This is a genomic window from Bacillus sp. FSL H8-0516 (assembly GCF_038635285.1).
Classification (GTDB): Bacteria; Bacillota; Bacilli; order Bacillales; family Bacillaceae; genus Bacillus; species Bacillus safensis.
Genome location: NZ_CP152051.1, coordinates 3,624,500 through 3,649,642, shown reverse-complemented (window position 1 = coordinate 3,649,642; position 25,143 = coordinate 3,624,500). Strand labels below are relative to the sequence as shown.

Below are 25,143 nucleotides of genomic sequence, written 5' to 3'. Positions count from 1 at the left end.
AATGAAGAAACCGATGATTCAATTCGAACATTTCGGATTCAAGTATCGCAGTCAGGCAGAACCAACATTAAAGGATATCAACCTGACGATCTATGAAGGAGAAAAAGTTCTCATCGCAGGTCCGTCTGGATCGGGAAAAAGCACACTAGCCCATTGTATCAATGGGCTAGTTCCTGCGTCTTATAAAGGTTCTATGGAAGGAAGTCTTCACATCGGCGGGAAAAATGCAGAGAAAGAGAACATTTTCTCCCTCTCACAGCTTGTCGGAACGGTGCTTCAGGACCCTGATGGACAATTCATCGGGCTGACCGTTGGAGAAGACATCGCGTTCACGCTTGAAAATGATCAAGTCACACGCGAAGAAATGAACACACGTGTGGAGGAAGCTGCCAGATTAACAGAGGTAGATGGCAAGCTGGCATCGTCCGTGCATGAGCTGTCAGGCGGGCAAAAACAACGTGTCGCCATTGCGGGTGTACTTGTCAATGATGTCGACATTTTGCTGTTTGATGAACCACTTGCAAGCCTAGACCCCGCAACAGGTAAAGAAGTCATCGACCTCATTGACCGGCTGCAAAAACAAACGAAAAAAACCATTGTGATGGTTGAGCACCGATTAGAGGACGTTCTCTTCCGTCATGTGGACCGCATCATCGTTGTCAATGAAGGAACGATTGTAGCGGATATGACACCAGATGAATTGCTCGCCTCAAACGTATTAGAAGCGGCGTATTTACGTGAGCCTTTATATGTAAAGGCGATGAAATATGCAGGCATTCCGGTTGCGCCAGGAGATCAAATCGCTGATTTACAGCGTCTCACCTTAGACGACGAGGCAAAAGAGAAAATCGAGCAATGGATGGAAGCATCTGAGCCATCAGTAGAGCAGATTGCAGCACAGGATTTACTAGAAGTGCGCGAGCTGTGCTTTGACTATCCAACAAGACCAAACACGCTGAGCAACATCTCTTTTACCGTCAAAAAAGGAGAAATGATCAGCATCGCAGGAGCCAATGGAGCAGGCAAGACAACATTGTCTAAGGTGCTTTGTGCATTTGAAAAGCCAACGAAAGGGTCAATTCTTTTAAATGGTGATGACATCACAGGAGATACGATCAAACAGCGCTCCGAACGAATCGGTGTTGTTATGCAAAACCCCAATCAAATGATTTCAAAACAAATGATCTTTGATGAGGTGGCACTCGGGCTCGTTTTAAGAGGCGTAAAGGAAGACGAGATCAAGGAACGGGTGGAGCGGGTCTTGAAAGTGTGCGGACTGTATCCATTTCGGAACTGGCCGGTCTCAGCCCTCAGCTTTGGACAGAAAAAACGCGTCACCATCGCGTCTATTCTTGTTTTAGAGCCAGAAATACTCATCCTAGACGAACCAACCGCAGGACAGGACTTTAAACATTACACAGAGATGATGACGTTTTTAGAGCAATTAAACCAGCAGGGTGTCACGATTTTCATGATCACCCATGATATGCACTTGATGCTTGAATACACAACAAGAACCATTGTCATTTCAGATGGAGAAAAAATCGCAGATGATACACCAGCCAAAGTGCTGACAGATCAGCTGCTTGTTCAAAAGGCGAGTTTAAAGGAAACGTCGCTGTATGAACTGGCGCTGAAAGCAGACTGGCCAAATCCAAATGAACTCGTGGATCGCTTCATTGAGGTTGACAGAAAGGAACGAATGACATGGCTGTAGACATGCTGTCCTATATCGATCGCCCGTCGCCGATTCACCGGCTGACAGGTGCAACCAAACTCATTTGCTTTATCCTCTGGTCATCCGCAGCGATGCTCACGTATGATACAGGCGTTTTAGTGTTTATGCTAGTTGCTAGTATCGTGTTCTTTCAGCTATCGAACGTACGATTTCGTGATATTTCCTTCGTGGTGATTGTCCTGGCGATTTTCCTACTGATCAATAACATCGCCATTTACATCTTTGCGCCCCAGCAAGGTGTCGCCATCTACGGAGCGAAGCACGAGCTATTTCATATTGCCGGCTGGTACAATGTCACACTTGAACAGCTTTTCTATCAGTTGAATATTACGCTAAAATATGTGACCGTGATGCCAGCAGCGCTTTTATTTATTGTGACAACAAATCCAAGTGAATTCGCCTCATCTCTCAGCCGAATTGGGGTCAGCTATCGGATTTCGTATGCGGTAGCGATTGCTCTTCGTTATATTCCAGATATTCAGCGGGATTTTCGCACGATCGCGATTTCTCAGCAAGCAAGAGGCATTGATTTATCGAAGAATGAAAAGCTGGGGAAACGGATTAAAAATGCGCTGTCTATTGTCATGCCATTGATATTTTCTAGCCTAGAGCGGATTGAAACGATCAGCAATGCGATGGAGCTGCGAGGGTTTGGAAAGCATAAAAAGCGAACATGGTTTACAGCAAAAGACTTTCAAAAAGCAGATTATGTGGCGTTATTGTTTGTTGGTGTGGTGCTGATCGTGTCGCTAGTGATTACATTTGTTAGAGGAACGAGATTTTATAATCCATTTTTATAGAAAGAAGCCTTCACAGAAGTGGAGGCTTCTTTTAGTTTGTGGATAAAAGGTGTGAGAAATGGTAAAAGACTATTAACATGTGAATAAATCGGTTATATTGGACAATGAGCGAAACACTTGTGAATAACCAGAGAACTTATTGGAGGAATCAGAAACTTATGAACAAAACATTTTATGCGTGTGCAGAACACATAGAAACCGTATTAGACATGTACATAGATGATCATGAAACGCCGCCGGAATTCAGAAAAATCGAACATACACACAGTTTATCCACAACCTGTGAATTGTGCGATGAACCTGCAATATATATAGTGGGGAACGAATGATCGGACACAAAATACACAAATTTTATCCACAATTGTTGATAACTTATATGAATAACTTGTTCTTAAGGTGGGGATGACCTGTGAATATATCAATTATCACAGTAGGAAAATTAAAAGAGAAATATTTAAAGCAAGGCATAGCCGAATATACAAAACGATTACAGGCTTACGCAAAAATCGATATCATTGAGCTCGCGGACGAAAAAGCACCCGAGAATCTCAGCGATCAAGACATGAAAATCATCAAAGACAAAGAAGGCGAACGCATCCTAAGCAAAATCAACCCCGACGCCCACGTCATCGCCCTCGCCATCGAAGGAAAAATGAAAACTTCCGAAGAATTAGCCGATACAATAGATAAGCTGGCAACATACGGAAAAAGCAAAGTATGTTTTGTTATAGGCGGATCCCTTGGATTAAGTGATGCTGTCATGCAGCGTGCAAATGAGAAACTGTCGTTTTCGAGGATGACGTTTCCGCATCAGTTGATGAGATTGGTGTTGGTGGAGCAGATTTATCGGGCGTTTCGGATTGTGCGGGGGGAGCCGTATCATAAGTAGATGAGGTATTTTACCATTTAATAAAACCTAATAAGAAACCTTTGTTTTATCTATCTGTAAACTTAAGTACAAACTATTATCTACACTTTATTCTACTAATTATTTGCTATAATTAAGATGAATATTGCTTTGAAACGAGGTTTTATAGATGAATACAGTTCTAACAAGACCATCAGCAACGCCTGTGATTCAGGCGCTTCGTTCTATTGGATATAACGCTAGCACAGCTATTGCTGATCTTGTAGATAACAGTCTCGATGCTAAGGCATCAACTATTAAAATTAATTTTACTTATAACGATACAGATGGAATGATTACCATAAAAGATAATGGTTTCGGTATGACTGAAGATATGCTTCAAATTGCCATGAGTATTGGTTCTAAAGACCCAAGAGAGCATAGAAGAGCAAACGAACTCGGTCGTTTTGGAATGGGGTTAAAAACGGCTTCTTTTTCACTTGGAAAGCGGTTGAGTGTTTTGACAAAAAAAGATGGAGTATATTATGAGAGATGCTGGGATCTTGATCATGTATCGGAATGTAATGAATGGCAGCTTTTTACCAGAATTCCTGAAGAAATCAAATTGAAAATGGGTGAAATAAAGGAAGAAAACGGCACAGTCGTCTGTATTGATAAACTTGACCGTTTTATGGGAGTCGGACGAAAGCGCAGATTAAAGGAAACAAGCTTCTACAATAAAGTTTCCCGTATTAATAGACACCTGGAATTTGTCTTTCACTCTATACTGGAAGAAAAAGAAGTAAGCCTCTTTATTAACGGTAAAGTGATAGATCCGTGGGATCCCTTTATGAGGAGTCATTCAAATACACTGGAAGGAGAAATGCAGATTCTTAAAATTAATGATAATAGAATTAAAGTACAGTATTTTATTTTGCCTCATGCATCCAATCTAACAGAATCTGAATATAGGAAGGCTGGCGGTTACAAAGGCTGGCGTGATCACCAGGGGTTATATATCTATAGAGAAAATCGCCTTCTATATTTTGGTGATTGGATGGGGCTGTTTCCAAAGGATGCAGCTTCACAGCTGGCCAGGGTTCGCATCGATCTTCCGAATTCAGCTGATTCAGACTGGCAGGTTGATATAAAAAAATCGGGCATTAATTTGCCTGAAGACGCTAAAAGAAGACTTGAATCCATTTCATCCATTGCACGAAAAGTTTCAAGGGATATGTTTTATTTCCGGACACAGTCTGGTCCTAGAAATCCTTCTGTTAAGGGAAGTCTAAATACATGGGAGCAGTCAGGAAAAGATGATGGTCCTCAATTTATTTTAAATCGGAATCATCCGATTCTTTCTGAGTTGCTTAAAAATTTGGATGATGAACATGTAAAACTCTTAAACTTATACTTGAAATTTGTACAGCTTGGCTCGCCAAGCAATATTATTGATGCTCCTAAGGTTTCAGAAGAAGAAGTGCAAAAGGTTTCAGACAGCAAGAAAGAATTGGTATTCCAATTTGCTTCTTCTATGATGCAGTTGAATGTTGCTGAAAACGAAGAACAGCTTTTGAATATTTTGTTAACGCAGCCTGCATTTGATGGATTAAACCGTGCAACTTTAAAAGTAATTTTATTGGAGGCGAATTTGAATGTCAGCAATTGATTTGAAAGATTTTTTTGAACAGAACTTTTCAAATACATATTATTACCTAAAAACAGTTTATAAAAATCAGGAAGAGGCAGCTGAAAAAGCCTTGGAATCAGCAAGAGGATTAGCGTCAGCGGAGAGCCATATTGACGATCCAACATTTCAAAGATGGTCACTTGAAATGTACATAAAGTACAAAATTGGTTTGGAAGTTCCAAAGGATTATGTAATGAGAGAATCCAAAGAAAAAAGCTGGTTTGAGCCTAAGATGGTAGCTAGCGGATTTTTCTGGTCCAGGTACCGTAGATATCTCTCCAGTTCGAAAAACTGGCCTTTTGAGGCAGTTACTGCAATAGATGAAACAACAAATCAGATAATGGCATCTATAGGAAATCCAAGCTCGATGGATCCATTCGATAAACGTGGGCTTGTATTAGGTTACGTTCAGTCAGGTAAAACAGCTAATTTCACTGGCTTAATCAATAAAGCTTTTGATGTCGGCTATATGCTTATAATTGTGCTGTCAGGTATTCATAATGATTTAAGAACTCAGACACAGATCCGTCTGAATGAAGAGGTGATCGGAAACCGAACAGACAAAGATGGAAATCCAATAGGGGTTGCCCAAATAAGCGCAAATACGGCTGATCATATCATTTCTTCTTGGACAACAGAAGACCATGATATCAAATCAAGCCAAAGGGGTACTAGTAACCTAAATTCACCAACATTAATGGTTGTTAAGAAAAATAAAACTGTACTAGAGTCACTTCGAGACCAGTTAATTTATCATCGGGATATATATAATTTGGATATTCCCGTCTTAATTGTTGATGACGAAGCTGATCAGGCATCCGTTGACACTTCCAACCCTGATAAAAATGAAGATCCGAAAACGATCAATCGTTTAATTAGGCAAATTCTTGAAATTTTTAGTCGGAAGGCTTTTGTCGGATATACTGCAACACCTTTTGCAAATCTTCTAATCAGCAATGAAGGAAGTACAAATGAAGAAGGCGATGACCTGTATCCAAAAGATTTCCTTGTCGGCCTACCAAAGCCGAAGGAATATTGCGGACCTGAGGAATATTTTAATGTGGAAGAGGACGCTGAAGATACTCGCCCAAGTCTGATCCGCCATTTGCGTCAAGAAGACCTTGATGTATTTACAAAAATTAAAAAGAAATCTGACGCAAATAAATTCGAAGAAGTTCCTCCTCAAATGCGTGAAGCAATACTTGAATTCCTCCTTGTGATTGCTATCCGCAATCTGAGAGGACAAAGAAATAAGCATAATTCAATGCTTATACATACTTCTCGCTTTAAAGATGTCCAGTCAAGTGTAAAAGACGCAGTGGCGCGGGCATTTGATGCTATATCAAAGCAACTACAGTATAATCCAGAAAGCACTGTGATTGCAGAGCTACAAGACCTTTATGAAAATGATATTCTCCCAACAAGTAAAGATTGGCCTAATGAAAATCATCCAGAATTCAGCTGGAATGAAGTATATAAAGAATTGATTAATTGCTGTGAAAGTATCCAAGTTTTTGAGATAAATGGTAACAGCCGGGATGCATTAGACTACCATCAATATAAAGAAGAAGGGTTAAATGTCATTGCTGTTGGTGGAGACAAATTATCCAGAGGATTAACACTAGAAGGCTTAAGTATCACCTATTATTTCCGTAATACGCTTATGTACGATACTCTCATGCAGATGGGGCGCTGGTTTGGCTATAGAAGGGGTTATATGGATATCTGCCGCATTTATACTTCTAATGAGATTGCTTCAAATTTTGAACATCTGTCTATTGCGATGATTCAACTTCGACAGGAATTTGACCGTCTGGCTGCAATAAAGAAGACACCTTCTGAATATGCAATAAAAATGCTCAGCCATCCAACAATGAAGCTTACAAGTCCTTTGAAAATGAGAAATGCAGTTTCTTCAAATGTCATTTATGCTGGTACCCTACAACAGACAAGACTATTTGATCCAAGTGAAGATGTAATGAAAGGAAACATGGATGCGGCTGTTAAACTCGTTAATATACTTCCTTTAACAAAGACAACATACAAAAAGACCAACTTCTACTCGGCATCTGGTGTGAATGCAGAACACATAAAGGGATTTCTGTCAGAATATCGAACGGCTGACAGTAATATTGTAAATTCTGCACTAATTGCTGACTATATTGATAGAGTGAACAAAGAGGGCGAGTTATTAAATTGGACAGTTTCAATTGTAGAAGGTCAGCTTAAATCTGCTAATGGTCTATCGGAATACCCGGTTGAATTAGGGAAAATCAGTTTGAAATCTGCTTCTGCACTTGGGAATAAAATCAAAGAGCCTGATAGCAAGTATCAAATTAGAGACATTGGGGCTATTGTGTCTCCAAACCATGAGGATATGGATTTGGACTTCGATAAAATTAAAGAACTTAAAGAGCGTAAAGATAAACGAGGAGTGCGTTCAAAGGAAAATGGCCTAATGTTAATATATCCTTTGCATCCAGAAGTTCCTATCTTTAAGAGTTTAGATGTGAAATTCTCCTCGAAACTAGTGCCAATTGGAATTGCGTTTTCTTTCCCTGCGACGGAAATCGAAGAGAAAGGCATCTACCAGACAAATAAAACGATATAATTTTTAAGGAGAGTATTGTGTTGAACCTAAAATTAGAATTTGAGGAATTGATACAAGAACTTAGGGGCAAGGATGATAGTGAAGTTTACAAATTGAATGTCTTGACTTATGAGAATCCAATTATGTTTGCAGGAATTGATCCTGCTAATCATCATAGGCAGCTGTACATTGATTTGGGGCCAGGAGGATGGGACGAAGACCAGGAAAAAGCATTGCCTAAATGGAGGGGAATGTCCGTTAAGGTGGAATACTTTGAAAAACTATCCCTCTTAAAGGAACATTATTTTCTTGTTATCCGACAAGAGGATGAACAAAGTCCAGAAATCTTTGAGCTTGTTCTGCAGAATCTCGCTGATCATCTGGCAGTAGCTGAAGAAGAAGGCTCCCTCTTTTCAACAGTTTATAAAGTACTTGATCGATGGAGGACTTTCTTTCAGCGCGGAGGATTTAAGCGGCTTTCAGAAGAGCAACAGCGTGGGTTGTTTGGGGAATTATGGTTTATTAATGAATGGCTGGAAAAGCATCCTGGCCAGCCGCCTCTTATAATCGAGCATTGGGAAGGACCAACGAAAGGTCGCATTGATTTTAAGGGGACTAGATGCGGAATTGAGATCAAAACAATTATTGAAAAATTATCAAAAACGATTAAAATATCAAATGAAAACCAGCTAAAGCTGAATGAAGCCGTATCTTCAATTTATCTCTATGTATGTTTTCTAGAGCAAAGCCGAACACATGGACTTTCTCTTCAAGAGCTGGCAGGACAGGTTCGTGTCAAGCTTGCAGAAAGATCTGAAAGAATTGCACTAATTTTTAGCGATTTATTGACTGATCTGGGGTTTAGAGAAGAAGAATATGAAGATGTACTGTATTTTATGGAAAAGACAGAGGTGTATGAGGCTGGTGAAAAATTTCCCCGCTTAATAAAGGAGCATCTGCCAAAAGGAATTTCACATGTAAGCTATAATATTGATTTGACTCATTGTTCAGCACATGAGAAGCAGCTGGAAACCATATATCAATTGTTTAGAGTGGAAGGATAAAAGATGATAGAAACAAGACAAAGAAAAGAATTCCTGCTCGATTTTACAGAAGAGTTAGAGGAAAAAGCAATAAAATCTGGTAGTTACCAGGTTCCTTTCCTGGAAAAAATGATTTCTTTTATGGATAGACCAGATGAACCTGAAATTCTGTTACCTCCTTTTAAGGATTCTGGAAAAAACATTGCCGTAAATGCCTATTCTTATGATGATGAGAATCAAGTATTAGATGTTTACGTTGTTGATTATAACTTTGAGCAGAATGAAGAAGATTTGCTTTCCATCAACATGACTGCTGTTACTGAAATAGCCAATAGGGCAAAACGCTTTATTACAAATTCAAAGAATCTCCTTCAGACGATTGATCATTCTTTGGAAGCTCATGATCTTGCTAAAATCATTGATGAAGTATTGAATAGTTTAAATGAGATTAATATTTTTGTTATCACAAACATGTATTATACTTCCAATAAGCCTGTAGAAATAACCATCCCTGGAATTGAGACGGTTAATGTTCAAGTATGGGATATCGATCGAGTTCAGCAACTGATCACTTCTGAGCAAGCTATTGAAACAGACTACATTAATTTTGAACAGGATTACGGTGAAACATTTGAAATGATGTTTGTCCCTGGCCCTTCAAGTGGTGTGAAGGATTTTGAATGTTATATAGGTTATATTTCAGCTGAGTTACTAGCTAAATCTTATGATGAATGGGGGCAAAAGCTTGTTGAGCGAAATGTACGTTCATTCCTTCAAGCGAGGGGCGGAACCAACAAAGGCATTCGCGATACATTAAAGGATCCTTTTCAGCGTAAAATGTTTGTTGCATATAACAATGGTATATCAACAGTTGCTCGTACTGGTGACTTTGAACCAGTAAAAGACGGGGTAAACCAATTTAAGATTAAGGGATTAAGTGGCTGGCAGATTGTCAACGGAGGTCAAACGACAGCTTCTATTCATAAAGCCTACAAGGATGGTATCAGCCTGAAGGATGTCTATGTTCAGGCAAAACTTACAATCCTACAGGTGAATGAATTTGTTGAAAGGGATCAGCACCAGATCGAAGATGAGATGATTTCACGCATATCACAGTATGCTAATACACAAAACAAGATTAATAAATCAGATTTATTAGCCAATACACGTTTCATGTCTGACCTCGAAAAATTTTCAAGAAATATCTGGATTCCTGGAATAGAGGGCAGAAGATCCGAAAGCAAATGGTACTTTGAACGTGCCAGAGGGCAGTATATGGTTGATATAAATAGACGCAATAGAGGCAAAGAACAGACCGACTTTAAGAAGCAATATCCGAAAAATAAAGTCCTCACAAAAGTTGATTTGGCTAAATATTTCATGTCATGGGAAGGCTATCCTCACGTTTCTAGTAAAGGAGGGGAAGAAGCTTTTAAAAAATTCATGGAGTTGAATAAGAGCTTCTGGAGCGGAAATACCCTAGATAAGATAACATTATCTGTCTATCAAAAACTAATTGCCCGAGCTATAATTAATCTTAGGGTAAAGAAAATTGTTGATGAAATGAAGCTAAGAGGTTACAAAGCAAACGTCCTTTATTATACAACTGCAATGCTTCATCAAATATATAGTGAACAGATAGATTTAGTTGAAGTATGGGAAAAGCAATCCCTTTCCGAAAAATGGGATGATATTATTCGAATAATCGCAGAAAAGACATTGTCCTACCTTAGGGAATCTGCGGGAGAGCGAAACGTTACACAATGGGCGAAGCAAGAAGCATGCTGGATTCAGTACAAAGAAACCTGCGCACAGGAATTAAAAAACTTAATTTAATCTTATCACCCTAATCCTTTGACAGAGATTCAGGGTGTTTTTAATTTAAGGGCATATAGTGTTTTATATACGATGCAATATGATTAACGGAGTGTTGAAGTCCTGCATGAGTTCATGCTCCCAAATGCATATTAACTTCATTACATAGCAGTCTTTTTGATTCACTTCCTGATATCTGAAGACATTGCCAGAGAATTTTAGAGAGCATTTTCTGACATGGATAGGAGCGCTGTGGTTTTGTTATTCTTTGTGAGAAAAAATTGTCTAGTGTATATTCAGGAATCTTACTCGAGTACCCAACATTAAACCACTTGATATAAATATAATTATGATATAATTGAAAAGTTAATTAAAAAACAAATTCAGGAACTTATGTTCTTATCGAAAATATAGTATGAAAGACTACTTCTTAATGAAGTGAGGTTTTATAATGAAAAAATTTAAAGTAATGGATCTTTTTGCAGGGGCAGGCGGTCTCAGCAACGGCTTTGAACAGACAGGCAGGTTCGAAGTGAAAGTCGCTGTCGAAATTAATGAGAACGCACGTAAAACCTTCAAAATAAACCACCATAATGATGTCATTTTACATGAGGATATTACAAAACTTCAATATGCAGACGAAAATGGAAAAAAGATTGGTGAATTCTGTGATATTGATGTTGTGATCGGAGGACCGCCATGTCAAGGATTTTCCAATGCGAATCGGCAGCAGAATACCTTAATTTCTTCGAATAATAATCTTGTTAAGGAGTATTTGCGGGCGATTGAAGAAATTCGTCCTTTAGCTTTTGTGATGGAAAACGTGAAAAGTATGGAGTCAGAAAAGCATAAGTTTTTTTTGAGTGAGGGTGACGAAGTCGAACTTGTTAAGCTGGAAATCGAGCCTGTGGAAGAACATATTAAGATTGGCAGAAGGACATCTTATTCTGTTAACTTGAGAAATTTTCTTATGAATGCGTACGAACAGAGGACAGATTTAACACCTTTTATGATAAGTAATGAACTCTTTTCTAAATTAAATACACTTTTAAAACATGCTAAAAAGAAATCGCCCATTGATTTATTGCGTTTTATAGAAAAAGAGGCAAACTATAAATTTTTTATGAAGGTAATAAACAAGCAATGGCTTAGTCAGCATTGTGAATACTGGAATAGCCTATACCAATTAGATTGGACTGACCTGGGAGAAAAGCTGAAGAATCTTTTAGACAAAACAACTGAAGATTTCGCTTCATATACAGATACTCTTGAAAACATCATTGAGGCTCAGAAGATAATACGCAAGATATCAGAAGTAATCGAAAATAAAGTTTTGTTATTCGATATAGAAGAAAATCATGACGATATTGAGATTATCATTAAATCATTTAATGTGTTTAATTATATTAAAAGAAAGTTTACCAGCTTGGGTTATGTATTAAATGAAAATAAGTATATTTTTAATGCTGCTCATTATGGAGTAGCGCAAGAAAGAAGCCGATTAGTTTTAATGGGAATCAAAGGTACTTGTTTAAAAACGAAAACAGTTAAAACGCCTGAGCCATTATTTCATAAAAAGAAAGAGTATAATAAAATCTATGATGCTATAGGTGATTTAGAAAACATTTCACCAGGTGTAAATGTTAAAGATGATGAACTAGATAAGTCGTCCCATCAACCGCTACTTAATAGTCCTCTTAATAATTATCTTAATAATATAGATAAGATTTACAACCATGTTAGAACTGAAACTGGTGAAGTAGCTCTAAAAAGGTTTAAGGCCCTTAAAGAAGGTCAGAATTTCCATAATTTGGATGATTCATTGAAGACAACCTACACAGATCATAGCAGAACACAAAATACGATTTACAGAAGACTTGCATATAATGAGCCTTCAGATACTGTACTTAATGCCAGAAAATCGATGTGGGTTCATCCTGTTATAGACAGAGCTATCAGTATTAGAGAAGCGGCTAGGCTACAATCATTCCAGGATTCATATAAATTCTGTGGATCAAAGGACTCACAGTATCAACAAATTGGAAATGCGGTTCCCCCATTGCTTGCTAGGGCTATTGCAGAGGGAATTTTGCAATCTTTAGGTGAAGAGGTTGAGGAGAATATTAGAGAAATACTTTTGTCTAATCGTGTTGTTGAAAATTCGTTAAAAGAATGTGCATTTTCTGAAGCGAAAAACTTGCGGGTAAAGGTCTGATAAATACTATAACCTGTAAGCTTTATATAACCTATTTAATTTTAAAGTAAATTAATTTAAATTAACTCTTTTGAAATAGCTTTGGATAAAAAACAAGATAAATCATAAGGTTTTGGTACATCACACCAGTATCACTTACCGATCGTCCCATCCTAGGCATGGTCGCAGGCACTAACAAAACATTAATGATCGATGCGGGTAACTCAGAAGATCATGCGAACTATTTCATCCAAAGAACTTTAAAGCACGAGAACGCCAAGCCTGATATGGTTGTCCTCACGCATTGGCATTGGGATCATATTTTTGGTCTGCCGGCGATGCCTAATACGCTTTCGATTGCTTCTGCAAAAACAAGAAAGGAAATGGAGAACCTTGTTCCGTTTTCGTAGTCAGATGAGGCGATTGATGAGCGGGTGAGGGAAGGAAGGGAGATTGAGTTCTGTGCGAAGGCCATCAAGGAGGAATATCAGGATCATCGAGATATTCAGGTGGTTTTACCGGATGTGACGTTTGACCGATCTTGGGGGGGTAACTTGTGTCGTGCAGCATGTTGGTGGCGATCATGCTGCTGATTCAGTGATCGTGTATGTGAAAGAAGAGAAAATCCTGTTTCTTGGTGATTGCATTTATCCGAAATGTATGCCGAAAAAGTCCATTATACGGTGAAGGAAACGTTGCATTTTTGAGATGAGTTAGATGCTTTTGATGCTGATACGTATATTCCTTCACACCAAAGACCGTGGACAAAAGAGGAGTTTCGTCAGGAAAGAGACAAACTTCGGATGATTGCGAAATTCACTAATTTATGTGATGGAGATAAGCAGAAAATCATGAAAGAATATCAACATTACGTGAACAGAGAACTGAAAGATGAATTGGAAACCATTGATTACTTTGTAAATGGTTATTAAATAATTATGGTAAGGTAACTAAACTCGTCTTTGACGGACTGTTAAATGTTCAGGATAGCGAGCTGTCCAATCATAAAAAGTGATTTTCTTCATAGTTCCTCCTTTTATTCACTGATAACATTACCATACTTATCTAGTGATGCTTTTCGTGTAGAAGTGCCGATTTTCTATATATGGTTCGCTACATCTTTTGTTATTACCCATTTACCATTTTTGAACGTACCGCTTGTTTTTTGGCTGGCGTTTTTCCATGTTTGTCTTTAAACTTTTTTAAATCAACTTTACCCTCTGATGTTTTTTAAACTCTTTGGGATTTTTTTAGCTGCAGTATCAGCATCTTTCTTACTGAAATAATAACTAATCTTATTATAGAGCCAAGAACCAGCTTTATTTGCTGAAGTATGAATTTCACGAAATACTCAGCAACTTTTCGGCTACGGAACCCGCCATACTCTCTTACCAAATGAAGCGGCATCTCAAAGTGAGACAGCGTAATAACAGGCTCAATGCATGTAAAGACATCACGGCGAACCGTACCAGAGGAAGAAGGAAATTAGAAAATTTTAAGGAATCTCCAACAACACATGTTGACATATCGTTATTAATCGATATAATGATTTGTATGGAGCCAATAGAAGTTTTCAAAGCCTTATCCAATGAATCCAGATTGCAAATTTTACAATGGTTAAAGGAACCTGATCGTCATTTTACACCCCATGAAGGGATTGATATGAATACTACAGGGGTATGTGTTAGTCAAATAACAGATAAATTGAAAATGACGCAATCAACAGCATCTCAATACCTTTCAATTTTATTACGAGCTGGATTAATTACGACAGAGCGTATAGGTAAATACACGTATTATAAAAGAGATGAAAATGCCATAAAACAAATTGCTGAGATTCTAGAAAAAAATATTTAATAAATGAACTGAATTCATACATCAGAATTCAGTTTCATTTATTAAATACAAATCGACTTATCGTAATATGTTTTTTTGTCCATACATATTAACAATTCTAGATATGTAAATGTATTACTATATAAGGAGTGATCTACATTGTCAAACACTGTAAAGATTTACATTTTAGCTATTGTCAGTTTTTTAGTTGGTACATCAGAGTATATCATCTCTGGTATTTTGGATAATATTTCTGAATCATTAGGGATTACGATAGCTGCTGCTGGCCAGTTAATTACGATTTTTTCTCTTGTGTATGCCATCTTCACCCCAGTATTAATGGCTTTAACATCGGGAATGAATAAACGCAAGTTAATGTTATTTTCACTTAGCGTTTTTATTCTAGGTAATATTCTTGCATTCGTCCTCCCTGGGTATCAATTATTTATTGTGTCAAGAATTATTATGGCTCTTGGAGCGGGGATGGTCGTAGTTACTGCATTAACAATTGCTGAAAAAATTGCACCAAAAGGTAAGCAAGGTACCGCTATTGCTACAGTAGTAATGGGATTTACAGCGTCATTGATCATTGGAGTCCCACTGGGCAGAATGACTAGTGATTTCTTTGGTTGGAAGGCTGTATTTGGAGGAATAGCCTTACTCGGATTATTAGCTATGGTGATCATTTCTCTTACGATTCCAAAAATCCAAGGGGATAAACCTGTACCTTTAATTCAACAACTCGCTCTTTTTAAAAAACCAAAAGTAGTGTTGGGATTAGCCATCACCTTTTTCTGGCTCGGTGGTTATTCAATTGCCTATACCTACCTATCCCCTTACCTTTTAAATATATCAGGTGTAAGCAGCAAATTGCTGAGTGGAGTTCTCCTCGTATTCGGGGTTGCTAGTCTAGTTGGGTCAAAGTTTGGTGGATTTAGTACCGATCGATGGGGTGTGAATTTTACTCTAATTAGTGGAATGACATTACATGTCATCATGCTCATATTGCTCTCACTAGTTACGCATTCTTATGTTGGAGTATTGCTCATTTTAATATTATGGTCATTTGCTGCATGGTCTTCTGGCCCGACTCAACAATATCACTTAGCTACAATGGAGCCAGAGTCATCAGGTATACTATTAGGTCTCAATCAGTCAATGATGCAATTGGCGATGGCTGCAGGTGCAGCTATTGGAGGTATCTTTGTAGAGAGGGTTTCTCTATCTTCTGTTACTTGGGCAGGTGCTTTAGGCGTTGCAATCGCGATCATTGTCACAATATTGGCTTCGCGTGCTACTTCGAGTAATGAAATTCGATATACTTAAACAGTAGAACGATGGGAAAAAACGTGATTCAATTTAAAAAATAATGACAGAAAGTAGGAAGCACCTTTGCACTCAATTAAAAAAATAGGTCAGAGTTTTTGGTACATCACACCAGTATCACTTACCGACCGCCCCATCCTAGGTATGGTCGCAGGCACTAACAAAACATTAATGATCGATGCTGGTAACTCGGAAGATCATGCGAACTATTTCATCCAAAAAACCTTAGAACACAAGAGCGCCACGCCTGATATGGTTGTCCTCACGCATTGGCATTGGGATCATATTTTTGGTCTGCCTGCGCTGCCTGATACGGTTTCAATTGCTTCTGCAAAGACAAAAAAGGAAATGGAGAAGCTTGTTCCGTTTTCGTGGTCAGATGAGGCGATTGATGAGCGGGTGAGGGAAGGAACGGAGATTGAGTTCTGCGCGAAGGCCATTAAGGAAGAATATCAGGGTCATCGAGATATTCAGGTGGTTTTACCGGATGTCACGTTTGACCGTTGGATAGAGATTGATCTTGGCGGGGTTACTTGCATTGTGCAGCAGGTTGGAGGCGATCATGCGGCAGATTCAGTGATCGTGTATGTGAAAGAAGAGAAAATTCTTTTTCTTGGTGATTGTATTTATCCGAAAATGTATGCCGAAAAAGTTCATTATACGGTGAAAGAAATATTGCGTCTTTTAGATGAGTTAGAAGCTTTTGATGCTGATACTTATATTCCTTCACACCAAAGACCGTGGACAAAAAAGGAGTTTCGTCAGGAAACAGACAAACTTCGGATGATAGCGAAATTCACTGATCAATGTGGTGGAGATAAGCAAAAAATCACGAAAGAATATCAACATTACGTGAACAGAGAACTGAAAGAAGATGAATTAGAAACCATTGATTACTTTGTAAATGGTTATTAAATACTCACTAAAAAAAGTCTCATTTGAGTGATTTCCCTCAAACGGGACTTTTTTTGCATCATGTATTGTGACAGACTTATTTTTGGCATTGATCATAAAAACAATCCCCAAGTAGGCTTGAGTTTTCCATTAGGAGGTAAAAAACAGATGGACAAAATAACTGACCCTTACGACACTTTCAAAACCAAAATATCCAAGTATCCAATCGAACAAAATCATTGGCAAGCCTTCAAAGATGGAACAACGATTAAACAATTAAAAGCAGGTACATGCATGATCAAAGCTGGCGATCGGGTGCAGCATGCTTATTTTTGCATAACGGGGCTCTTCCGTCTCTTCTATTTGTTACCGGATGGAAGGGAGTACAATGTGGCTTTTACGTTGGAAGATGATTTTGCTACTTCTTATGCAAGTATGATCAACGGGCAGCCTTCTCCTTATTCGATTGAAGCGATGGAGGATTCGATCGTGATTGAAATTCCGTATGATCTGCTTCAAATGTTGATGGATAGAAGTCATATGTGGGAGCGGTTTGTTCGGGTTAGTGTAGAAAGGCTGTATACGAGAAAGGAAGAGCGTGAGAGGGAACTGCTATATTTGCCCGCAATTGAGCGATATCAGGCGTTTTTATTGAAATATCCCGGGTTACATCAACGTATCGCTCAATATCATATTGCCTCATATATCGGTATTTCTCCGGTTTCGCTGAGCAGGCTGCTCCATCCTGCTGAACATTAACCTATGATAATGCACATTCTCTAGATCTTACGTACAATCATCACATCATAGAAAAATCGGGGGTATGATGATGAAATATATGATGGTTGTTTTATTAGAGTTCTATCCATCTTGGCTTGCTTTACCACGAGAGGAGCGAAGAACCCATGCGGCTTCGCTGCAAGAGTTGATGCAGAAATATGAGGAACATGTGACGGTGCGCTTTTTTGATGCTGAAGCTCTTCCAGGTAAAGATTACACAGATTTTGTGATGTGTGAAACGGATGACCTGAAATTCTATCATTTTATGTGGGAAGAGATTAGAGATTCTATTCCTTACACAAGTGGTTATGTCAAAATTAAAGAAGTCATCATGGGAATGGAAAATGCTTTTCAAACATATGAAAAAGAATCTCTGAAAATGGATCAGTAATCAAAAACCACCTGCTATCAGGTGGTTTTTTGTACATTCTATTTTTTGGTATAATCAGAGGTAATGTTAGAACGGATAAATTTTTGAACTGAATCGGAGGTACATATGAAACAGCTTTACATGAAGCAGAAAGTATTTAGCCTGAGCGGCAGGTTTACGGTAAAGGATCAGCAGGAGAACGATGTGTATGTGGTTGAGGGCAGCTTTATGAAGATGCCGAAGACGTTTACCATTTTGAATACAGAACGAGATGAAATCGCTGTGATTACGAAGAAAATGTTTACCTTTTTACCGAAGTTTTTAGTAGAAGTTGGTGGTCAAGAGGTATTGACGATTAAAAAAGAGTTTACGTTCTTTAAAGCAAAATATTCAATTGATGCTGCTGGGATTGAAGTACAAGGTAACTGGTGGGATATGAATTTCCAGGTGCTCCAGAACGGCGAAGTGATTGGTCAGGTGAAGAAGGAATGGTTTACTTGGGGTGACAGCTATAAGGTTGATATTTTGAAAGAAGAAATGGAGCCTGTGATGATTGCGCTCGTTGTTGCGATTGATTGTGTGAAAGCTGATGAAGCAGCGTCTAGGTCTTCGTCGTCGGCAACGACGAATTAGTTAAATATATTCTTAAAGTATAATGAAATGAAGAAGAGTGATAGGACATTACTCTTCTTCATTAAAAAGACGAATCATGTTTCATTACTTATCAATGGGATATTTCTCTCCATTCTTTATTAATTTTTCTTCAATTATTTCTTTCACATTTAGATGAAGATCTGAGCAAAACATTAGTGAATATATTAAGATATCGGCTATTTCCTCTCGGATGTTTTCTTCGTTCGCCTCAAGAGCTTCTTCATTACTTTTCCATTGGAAGTCTTCAAGCAGTTCAGCTGCTTCTATCGAGATTGAGATGGCCAAGTCTTTTGGGTTATGATATTGTCTCCAGTTTCGATCATCTCTAAATTGGTTAATTGAATGTATTAAATCTTTGATCTCAGTCATATTTTCCTCCCTCTTTTATCTCTTGTAATTTTCTTCTCAATTTTTCATCTGTTGCATAAATATAAAGCCCGTGAATGCCTCGCTTCATCAAAACGTTAATCGAGTTTAGTATAATCTTTTCTTTTGCCTGTTTGATTTCCTCTGGAGACATGTCACTTCTTGATGTGAATGCACCTGTGTCTTTATAATTTGATGTGTCTATGAGAAGTTCATCCTTTTCTTCATCATAGCTGATAGAAGGGCCAAGTATGACGCCGACATAATTTAAATCAAATCCTTGAACTGTATAGATTGAGCCCACTTCTCTAACTGAATCTGCATGTTCAGCCCATGTCCATTTATCATTTGTAAAATTCCATGGCATATTGATACCAGCTTCATCTACGATATAGGCAGCTCCATCTTTTTTATGTAAAAAGTCAAAGGTAGATACAATGCGGGATAGGCCTACCTCTTCATCTTTCTGCTGAATGGCCGTTTTAAATTTGTCAGGCTCCTCAAAAATTTTAAGTTCGAAAGAATCCTGTTTTATAGGCAGAGGTAATAATTGTTTTGACACAAATTGGTCAATCCATTTCAACGTATCAGTATCAGCATGCATACGCATTTGTTCTGTGAGTTTTACAGTTTTGGCATGATATCTATTTGTAATTTCCTCGAGTAATTTTTCATTCCAGTAGCTTTTAATTTTGAGTACTTGCTTTGGATCAAAAATGACAATGGTTATTTTACTTCGTTTGATAATTTCTTCTAGTTGGTTTTGGTAATGGAAGTTATTGTACTTATCATCTTTTGTTAATAAAAGATGGGTTTCATCAATTAACACGATGTCAGCCATTTCACCTGACTTTGTCATCTTATTGATAAACGAGGTTGGTCTCATAATTTGTTTCTTTTTCAGATTTGGCAGACTCTTTGCGATGTTTTGATATGTTTTAAGCATTTCCGCATGATTTACAAGTAAATAATTGTTCTTATTGTTTAAGACAGAGTCCATATCATTTGATAAATCTTGAATCGTATTAAAAAGAGAACTCAGTAAAACACTCTTCCCAGTTCCTGCATCACCTTCTATCGAAATCACATGGTGACCTGACTGTTTGATATGCTCTTTGCAAAAAGATAAGATTTCATATTTAATTTCTACTTGTTGAGGTGATAATTCTTTATAGGGAGAAAGTTTATAAATATCTCTATTTTTTAAGGTTTCAATTGAATTACTAACGATCTTATCTTTTTGCAGTTGCTCCCATATCTCTTTAAAAACAGTTTCATTGTAAAAATCTTTTTGATAATAATGATGCATTTCCCTCGATCGTGTCTGACTAACATTTTTTAATTGGAAACGATTTTCTGCAATAAAGTAGTTTATGAGATTTGTCTCAATATTGTAAGAGGCAGATTGATGAAATCGTTCATGTCCGATCAGAATTGTTTTAGTTAATTTGTTCTTTTTTGGGTCTTTCAAATGATCCTTCAATCGTCTGCTAGCTTGGACTGACTGACCAATATAAGCAGATGGTTTCTTCTTTTCATCATAAAGAATGTAGACAATAGGTTGATTATGAAATAAGGTTGTTCGTAAAGAAAGAATATGATTTGTATTAAAATCGCGTTTTTCAATAAAAAGTTCACTCATTTAGCTAGCCCCTGTAGTCTTTTTGCCTATTATCGTATCATAAATTTAGCAAAATATCTCAGTGCTTATAGGTGGATATTGATTCTCGACAAATTAGACATGTTGAGTTATTTTCCATAGAGAGATAGGTGTCTTTGTTTTACTGGTGATGGGGGGAAGTTACTAAACCCAAATGAACTTTATAACTAGCAGTATATCTTTCGATTTATCATATGAACATACGAGGTGAGCACACTGATCACATTCCAATACAAAGTATTTCTAACAGTCGTCGAATGCGGCAGTTTTACAAAAGCAGGGGAGAAGCTTGGGCTGACGCAGTCTGGGGTGAGTCATAATATTGCGAAGCTTGAGTCGGAACTCGGGATTGTGCTGCTTCGGAGGAATCGAAATGGGCTTTCGTTAACAGACGCAGGTGAGCGGGTGATGCCGCATATTCGGCAAATCATGTATCATGCGGCATTGCTTGAGCAGGAGGCGGCGCTGATTCAAGGGATGGAAGTAGGGAGCATCAAGATTGGGACATTCCCCAGTTTTTCTTCAAATGTCCTTCCACGCCTTATTCATCGTTTTACGCAAAGCTATCCGCATATCAAGCTGGAGTTATATGAAGGCGGTTATGAGGAGATTGAGGAATGGATTGCTTCAGGGACGGTTGATGTTGGTTTTTTAACGCAGTCATCGAGGGAATTTGAGACCGTTCCACTTTTTCAGGATGAGTTGGTGGTGCTCATACAAGAGAATCATCGCTTTCATACGAAGAAAGTGATTGAAGTGGACTCGCTACATGATGAAGCCTTTATCATGCCGAAAGCGGGCTGTGACATACTCGTTAAGAAGCTGTTAAAAGAAAGAGGCGGCGTGAAGCCTCATGTTCTGTTTGAAATTGAAGACAACAATACGCTCATTTCTATGGTGCAAGAAGGGCTTGGGGTCACGATCATTCCCAAATTAGTGTTGCCGCCGCACATACCTCATACGAAAGTCATTCCACTGGAGACGAGCGTCTTTCGTGAGGTCAACTTGGCGCTCAAATCATTCAAAACAGCTTCCCCATCGGCCAAGAGGTGGATCGAAACGGTCAAAAATCATTTTAAATAGAATCAGCTTGAACAGGAAGTCCCCATTCAAGCTGATGTTTTATAAAGTCAACACGCCGCGGATCGTGATGACAGCTGCGCCTGCCACTTTGATCACCGGCTTTGATTCATTTGGAATGACTGTGATACGAAGCAAGCCAGGTCTGCCGATGGCATCCCCTTGGGCAATGTTCAGGTGAGTGATTTCTTGCTGAGAAATGATACCCTCCAAATAAAGATATCCAGCCAACGCCCCATTTGCTGCCCCCGTCACAGGATCTTCGGGTATACCAATCCCAGGTGCAAAATCCCTCGTATAAAGATCGCATTCTTTTGAGGGGTGAAACGTATAAAGGTGGGTTGTCGAGATGCCATGCTCTTTATTCATTTTAGCTAAAGCCGCTAAGTTTGGTGCCGCTTGATCAATGTCCTGTTGGTCCTTCATCGGAACAAGAAGATGCCAGTTACCGGTGTTTGCTAATTTGATAGGATAGGAAGGATCAAGGCGGTCACTGCTCACACCAAGCATGTCACTAAGCTCTTCTAAATCGATGACAAAATCCCGCGTCTTCGGTGTCACCTGCGTCATTTCCACATCAACGACTTTGCCGTTTTCTTCATTCCATACAACAGGAACATTGCCGATCTTTGTTTCTAACACAACCCCTGATCTCTCTTTAGCCAGTCTTAGCTCCGTCGCCAGAAGCCAAGTCAATCCAACAGTCGCATGCCCGCAGAAATTGACCTCTTCCGTCGGGGTGAAGTATTTGACACGATAATCGGCTTCCTGATCATGGGCAGGCAGCAAGAAGACGGATTCCGGTAAATTCAACTCCTTGGCGATGCTCTGCATGTCATCTTCTGTTAAAAATTCACCATCCAACACCACTCCAGCGGCATTTCCTCCAAATTTCTCAGTTGTAAACGCATCGACATGATACACTCTAATGTCTCTCATCTGACGAACCCTCCTATACACTCTTGTTACGTTAATCATAAGTTTGTTTGATGCATTCGTAAAATGAATCTTTTTGATGGTTTAAATCGGAAGTGTTCATGTAAGAGAAGGAGGGTTCACTGTACCTATTAAATTGGTATTTTGATAAGTCTTTAGTCATGTTATTAACTCTTGTATCTATACTAGATGAAATGTATAATATTTGTATATAAAAACATTAATAGGAAAAGTGAGGATATATTTATGAAAATGGTCCTGAAATTAGTAGCTTCTGTTCTATGTGTGATGATGTTGAGTTTTCATATACAAGAAAGTGTGAGTGCCACAGAGGGTGGAACGAAAACAACGGTTGATCGTTATCAATATGGTGATAATTATCTGACAGGTAAAACAGCGCCAAACGCAATCGTTGCATTCGCAGATTGGGGTGTTCCGAGTAACTGGAAATCTAAATATATGCACTACGCAAAAGCAGATAGTGACGGAAACTTTAAGTTGTTTTCTTGGAACTTTAGTTCAGGCCAAACGTTTGAGTTAGATACATATGACCAAAATGGAACAATGCTTTCTTCAAACAAAGTGTATGTTTTCAAGGAATCTTTTAGCTCATTAGATCCGATATATGATACTTCTCAGGAGTTAACTGGGAAAACTGTGAAGAACACAAAAGTAGAGGTCATGAAAGATGGCAAAGTGATTACCTCAGGCACATTCAATGATGCCATTCATTTAAAGCTGCCTCCCCTAAATGCAGGTACATTCCTAACAGTGAAAATGACGACTGGCAGCAATATCGACGTTTACAAAAAAATTGTGAATCCTAAGAAAATCTCACTTATTCCTACGACAAAATGGTCTAAATCAGTGAAAGGCCAAACAGGAATTCCTTATGCAAAGATCGTCTTTAAAAATCAAAAATCAAGTGACATCATTCAATCGATGACTGCAGATGGTGATGGCAACTTTGAATTGAGTTTGGACAAAAACTCAATAAAATCATTAAATCAAAGTAAATTTCAAGTATTGGAACCCTCTTATGATAATGCTTTGCATGAGACCACTTTCCAACTGAGATCAACTGCTCCAACTATTGATCCATTTACCCAGCTTTCAACTTCAGTGAGTGGAACCGCAACTCCTGAAAGCATAATCAACATTTTAGATGGAGAGGGAAGAGTCATTGGGGAAGGTCAGACAGACTCTAATGGCGTCTATGATGTTCCTGTTTCAAAGTTAATCGGTGGTGACTTAATTACAGTCAAGTCGTACATGGCTGATACTCCGAGTGAAACAGATCAATCTCAGGAAGATGTACAGAAAGTTTTTGTGGAAGAAATCGATGATTCAAGTGATACCATTAATGGCATGAGTACATTTGGTAATCAAGCTATTGTAGAGGTGCAATCTGATTCAGCGAATAACACAATAAAAACAATGTCGAAACTCAGCGCTAGCACAACGAAAAAGAAATTTGGACCATTCAACATTACGCCGGGCAAAGATTTTAAATTGAAAACGGGAAAATTACAACAAGGGTCTAAAGTAACGATCACGTTGCTAAGCGGAAATAGAAAGGTCGCTCTGCCTGCCGTAACCGTCAAAAAAGTCGTCACATCTCCACTTGCAGCATCCCAAGTGAAGGTGACGAACAACAAAGGGAAAAATGATACGGTGACGATAAAAGGAATCAAAAAGCAATCAGTCATCAAAATATTTAAACAAGCCTCTGGCGGTAAAGCGATTGCCCAGCAGACTGCTTCAAGTTCGAACATGGCAATTTCCATCAAACAATTGGGCCAAACAAGTGGAACGCTTTATATCAGTATGAAAGAGCCTGGTTTAAAAGAGGGAAATCGAGTACCGATTCGTTATCAGGGTGAAAAGTCAGACGTTTTAAAAGCCAGCCAAGTCAAAATCAATAATCTTAAAAATAAAAATGACATCATTACAGTGAGTAAATTGAAGAAAAAAGATGTGATTAAAGTCTACTCAACAAGCGGGAAATTACTAGCCATATCAAAACCAGCTAACAGTTCATCCATCAAATTGTACGTCAAACAAGTAGGAACTAAGAGCGGTAAAGTGTATGTCACGCGCAGCAGCGATAAAATGCTGGAAAGCGGAAAGCAAGCCATTTCTTTTAAAGGTGAGCCGTCTGCTTCGTTAAAAAGTAATCAAATCAACATCGTGAACAACAAAAAGAAAAAAGATGTGGTCACGGTTAGTAAACTCACAAATCAAGATGTTGTCAAAATCTATCATTCTTCAGGAAAGCTTATTGGGAAGTCAACAGCTACTAAAGGCAAAGTTGTAAAAGTCACTTTCAAACAACTAGGCGCTAAGGGAGGAAAACTCTACTTTACCGTCACTGGGAAAGGCATGTCGGAAAGCAGTAAAACGGTAAAGGCGTTTAAAGCTGAAAAGTAGAGTTCAATCTTACAATTTTAAAAAAATCGTCATTCATTTCTATGGTGACGATTTTATTTTTAATAGCCAAACGACATAAATTCCAATGATAGGA

The 25,143-nt window shown here is 38.4% G+C and carries 20 protein-coding genes and 2 pseudogenes; 18 read left to right on the top strand and 4 right to left on the bottom strand.

The genetic code is table 11. The annotated features are described in order from the left end of the window. The first annotated feature begins 1 nt into the window (after position 1). From MHB67_RS18485 to MHB67_RS18440, 10 genes and pseudogenes are all read left to right on the top strand, one after another. Entirely contained in the window at positions 2–1,717 is a 1,716-nt protein-coding gene (locus tag MHB67_RS18485; RefSeq protein WP_176967100.1) for an ABC transporter ATP-binding protein, read from the top strand. Further along, a complete protein-coding gene (locus MHB67_RS18480) occupies positions 1,708–2,538 on the top strand; it encodes an energy-coupling factor transporter transmembrane component T (RefSeq protein ID WP_342492701.1) in 831 nt (276 codons plus the stop codon). Before MHB67_RS18485 ends, MHB67_RS18480 begins: the two co-directional genes overlap by 10 nt. 158 nt (positions 2,539–2,696) lie before the next feature. Continuing rightward, a complete protein-coding gene (locus MHB67_RS18475) occupies positions 2,697–2,867 on the top strand; it encodes a CxxH/CxxC protein (RefSeq protein ID WP_065215011.1) in 171 nt (56 codons plus the stop codon). Between the two features lie 80 nt (positions 2,868–2,947). Further along, complete coding sequence (rlmH, locus tag MHB67_RS18470; RefSeq protein ID WP_125586994.1) at positions 2,948–3,427, top strand: 23S rRNA (pseudouridine(1915)-N(3))-methyltransferase RlmH; 480 nt, start codon at positions 2,948–2,950, stop codon at positions 3,425–3,427. A 148-nt stretch (positions 3,428–3,575) separates the two neighbouring features. Beyond that, positions 3,576–5,054 carry an ATP-binding protein gene (locus MHB67_RS18465; RefSeq protein ID WP_257802288.1) on the top strand — a complete coding sequence of 493 codons (1,479 nt, stop codon included), beginning with the start codon at positions 3,576–3,578 and terminating at the stop codon, positions 5,052–5,054. Then, positions 5,041–7,686, top strand: a complete 2,646-nt coding sequence (locus MHB67_RS18460) for a Z1 domain-containing protein (RefSeq protein WP_257802289.1) — start codon at positions 5,041–5,043, stop codon at positions 7,684–7,686. The genes MHB67_RS18465 and MHB67_RS18460 overlap by 14 nt, the downstream gene beginning before the upstream one ends. A 17-nt stretch (positions 7,687–7,703) precedes the next feature. Next, positions 7,704–8,729: a PD-(D/E)XK motif protein gene (locus MHB67_RS18455; RefSeq protein ID WP_257802290.1), complete on the top strand. Its 1,026-nt coding sequence runs from the start codon at positions 7,704–7,706 to the stop codon at positions 8,727–8,729. Between the two features lie 3 nt (positions 8,730–8,732). Next, entirely contained in the window at positions 8,733–10,544 is a 1,812-nt protein-coding gene (locus MHB67_RS18450) for an AIPR family protein (RefSeq protein ID WP_257802291.1), read from the top strand. Positions 10,545–10,974: 430 nt separating this feature from the next. Continuing rightward, positions 10,975–12,738, top strand: a complete 1,764-nt coding sequence (locus MHB67_RS18445; protein ID WP_257802292.1) for a DNA cytosine methyltransferase — start codon at positions 10,975–10,977, stop codon at positions 12,736–12,738. A 158-nt stretch (positions 12,739–12,896) separates the two neighbouring features. Beyond that, positions 12,897–13,649: pseudogene (locus MHB67_RS18440) on the top strand (MBL fold metallo-hydrolase). A gap of 403 nt (positions 13,650–14,052) precedes the next feature. Here the strand turns inward: MHB67_RS18440 and MHB67_RS18435 are convergent. Next, a pseudogene (locus tag MHB67_RS18435) lies at positions 14,053–14,157 on the bottom strand (family 1 glycosylhydrolase); the annotation flags it as partial. A 114-nt stretch (positions 14,158–14,271) separates the two neighbouring features. Here MHB67_RS18435 and MHB67_RS18430 point away from each other — a divergent pair. The 6 genes from MHB67_RS18430 (at position 14,272) to MHB67_RS18405 (ending at position 18,556) form a co-directional block, all read left to right on the top strand. Beyond that, positions 14,272–14,574, top strand: coding sequence for a metalloregulator ArsR/SmtB family transcription factor (locus tag MHB67_RS18430; RefSeq protein WP_039182804.1), 303 nt, complete (start codon positions 14,272–14,274; stop codon positions 14,572–14,574). A gap of 138 nt (positions 14,575–14,712) precedes the next feature. Beyond that, positions 14,713–15,879, top strand: coding sequence for an MFS transporter (locus MHB67_RS18425; protein ID WP_149126100.1), 1,167 nt, complete (start codon positions 14,713–14,715; stop codon positions 15,877–15,879). A 66-nt stretch (positions 15,880–15,945) separates the two neighbouring features. After that, entirely contained in the window at positions 15,946–16,794 is an 849-nt protein-coding gene (locus MHB67_RS18420) for an MBL fold metallo-hydrolase (protein WP_342492700.1), read from the top strand. A 147-nt stretch (positions 16,795–16,941) separates the two neighbouring features. Continuing rightward, positions 16,942–17,532, top strand: coding sequence for a Crp/Fnr family transcriptional regulator (locus MHB67_RS18415; protein ID WP_342492699.1), 591 nt, complete (start codon positions 16,942–16,944; stop codon positions 17,530–17,532). A 70-nt stretch (positions 17,533–17,602) separates the two neighbouring features. After that, complete coding sequence (locus MHB67_RS18410) at positions 17,603–17,944, top strand: darcynin family protein (RefSeq protein ID WP_144489733.1); 342 nt, start codon at positions 17,603–17,605, stop codon at positions 17,942–17,944. A gap of 105 nt (positions 17,945–18,049) precedes the next feature. After that, positions 18,050–18,556 carry an LURP-one-related family protein gene (locus tag MHB67_RS18405; protein WP_024424003.1) on the top strand — a complete coding sequence of 169 codons (507 nt, stop codon included), beginning with the start codon at positions 18,050–18,052 and terminating at the stop codon, positions 18,554–18,556. Positions 18,557–18,640: 84 nt separating this feature from the next. Here MHB67_RS18405 and MHB67_RS18400 read toward each other — a convergent pair whose 3' ends face one another. Together MHB67_RS18400 and MHB67_RS18395 are read right to left on the bottom strand one after the other, a co-directional pair. Beyond that, positions 18,641–18,946: a nucleotide pyrophosphohydrolase gene (locus MHB67_RS18400; protein ID WP_342492698.1), complete on the bottom strand. Its 306-nt coding sequence runs from the start codon at positions 18,944–18,946 to the stop codon at positions 18,641–18,643. Then, on the bottom strand, positions 18,939–20,585 hold the full coding sequence (locus tag MHB67_RS18395) for a DUF2075 domain-containing protein (RefSeq protein ID WP_342492697.1): 1,647 nt from the start codon (positions 20,583–20,585) through the stop codon (positions 18,939–18,941). Before MHB67_RS18395 ends, MHB67_RS18400 begins: the two co-directional genes overlap by 8 nt. A 225-nt stretch (positions 20,586–20,810) precedes the next feature. Here MHB67_RS18395 and MHB67_RS18390 point away from each other — a divergent pair, with 225 nt between their 5' ends. Beyond that, positions 20,811–21,686 carry a LysR family transcriptional regulator gene (locus tag MHB67_RS18390; protein ID WP_238550007.1) on the top strand — a complete coding sequence of 292 codons (876 nt, stop codon included), beginning with the start codon at positions 20,811–20,813 and terminating at the stop codon, positions 21,684–21,686. A gap of 39 nt (positions 21,687–21,725) precedes the next feature. Here the strand turns inward: MHB67_RS18390 and MHB67_RS18385 are convergent, their stop codons facing one another. After that, positions 21,726–22,622 (bottom strand): PhzF family phenazine biosynthesis protein, encoded by an 897-nt coding sequence (locus tag MHB67_RS18385; RefSeq protein WP_024424000.1) that lies wholly within the window; start codon positions 22,620–22,622, stop codon positions 21,726–21,728. Positions 22,623–22,865: 243 nt separating this feature from the next. On the opposite strand from MHB67_RS18385, the gene MHB67_RS18380 reads away from it, so the two are divergent. Next, complete coding sequence (locus MHB67_RS18380; protein WP_234107489.1) at positions 22,866–25,049, top strand: Ig-like domain-containing protein; 2,184 nt, start codon at positions 22,866–22,868, stop codon at positions 25,047–25,049. Positions 25,050–25,143: the final 94 nt, after the last annotated feature.

What these genes read in the sequence shown, in the direction of transcription:
- MHB67_RS18485 (WP_176967100.1), top strand. Translation starts at nt 2, where the DNA reads ATGAAGAAACCGATGATTCAATTCGAACATTTCGGATTCAAGTATCGC.
- MHB67_RS18480 (WP_342492701.1), top strand. Translation starts at nt 1,708, where the DNA reads ATGGCTGTAGACATGCTGTCCTATATCGATCGCCCGTCGCCGATTCAC.
- MHB67_RS18475 (WP_065215011.1), top strand. Translation starts at nt 2,697, where the DNA reads ATGAACAAAACATTTTATGCGTGTGCAGAACACATAGAAACCGTATTA.
- MHB67_RS18465 (WP_257802288.1), top strand. Translation starts at nt 3,576, where the DNA reads ATGAATACAGTTCTAACAAGACCATCAGCAACGCCTGTGATTCAGGCG.
- MHB67_RS18460 (WP_257802289.1), top strand. Translation starts at nt 5,041, where the DNA reads ATGTCAGCAATTGATTTGAAAGATTTTTTTGAACAGAACTTTTCAAAT.
- MHB67_RS18450 (WP_257802291.1), top strand. Translation starts at nt 8,733, where the DNA reads ATGATAGAAACAAGACAAAGAAAAGAATTCCTGCTCGATTTTACAGAA.
- MHB67_RS18445 (WP_257802292.1), top strand. Translation starts at nt 10,975, where the DNA reads ATGAAAAAATTTAAAGTAATGGATCTTTTTGCAGGGGCAGGCGGTCTC.
- MHB67_RS18430 (WP_039182804.1), top strand. Translation starts at nt 14,272, where the DNA reads ATGGAGCCAATAGAAGTTTTCAAAGCCTTATCCAATGAATCCAGATTG.
- MHB67_RS18415 (WP_342492699.1), top strand. Translation starts at nt 16,942, where the DNA reads ATGGACAAAATAACTGACCCTTACGACACTTTCAAAACCAAAATATCC.
- MHB67_RS18410 (WP_144489733.1), top strand. Translation starts at nt 17,603, where the DNA reads ATGAAATATATGATGGTTGTTTTATTAGAGTTCTATCCATCTTGGCTT.
- MHB67_RS18405 (WP_024424003.1), top strand. Translation starts at nt 18,050, where the DNA reads ATGAAACAGCTTTACATGAAGCAGAAAGTATTTAGCCTGAGCGGCAGG.
- MHB67_RS18400 (WP_342492698.1), bottom strand. Translation starts at nt 18,946, where the DNA reads ATGACTGAGATCAAAGATTTAATACATTCAATTAACCAATTTAGAGAT.
- MHB67_RS18395 (WP_342492697.1), bottom strand. Translation starts at nt 20,585, where the DNA reads ATGAGTGAACTTTTTATTGAAAAACGCGATTTTAATACAAATCATATT.
- MHB67_RS18385 (WP_024424000.1), bottom strand. Translation starts at nt 22,622, where the DNA reads ATGAGAGACATTAGAGTGTATCATGTCGATGCGTTTACAACTGAGAAA.
- MHB67_RS18380 (WP_234107489.1), top strand. Translation starts at nt 22,866, where the DNA reads ATGAAAATGGTCCTGAAATTAGTAGCTTCTGTTCTATGTGTGATGATG.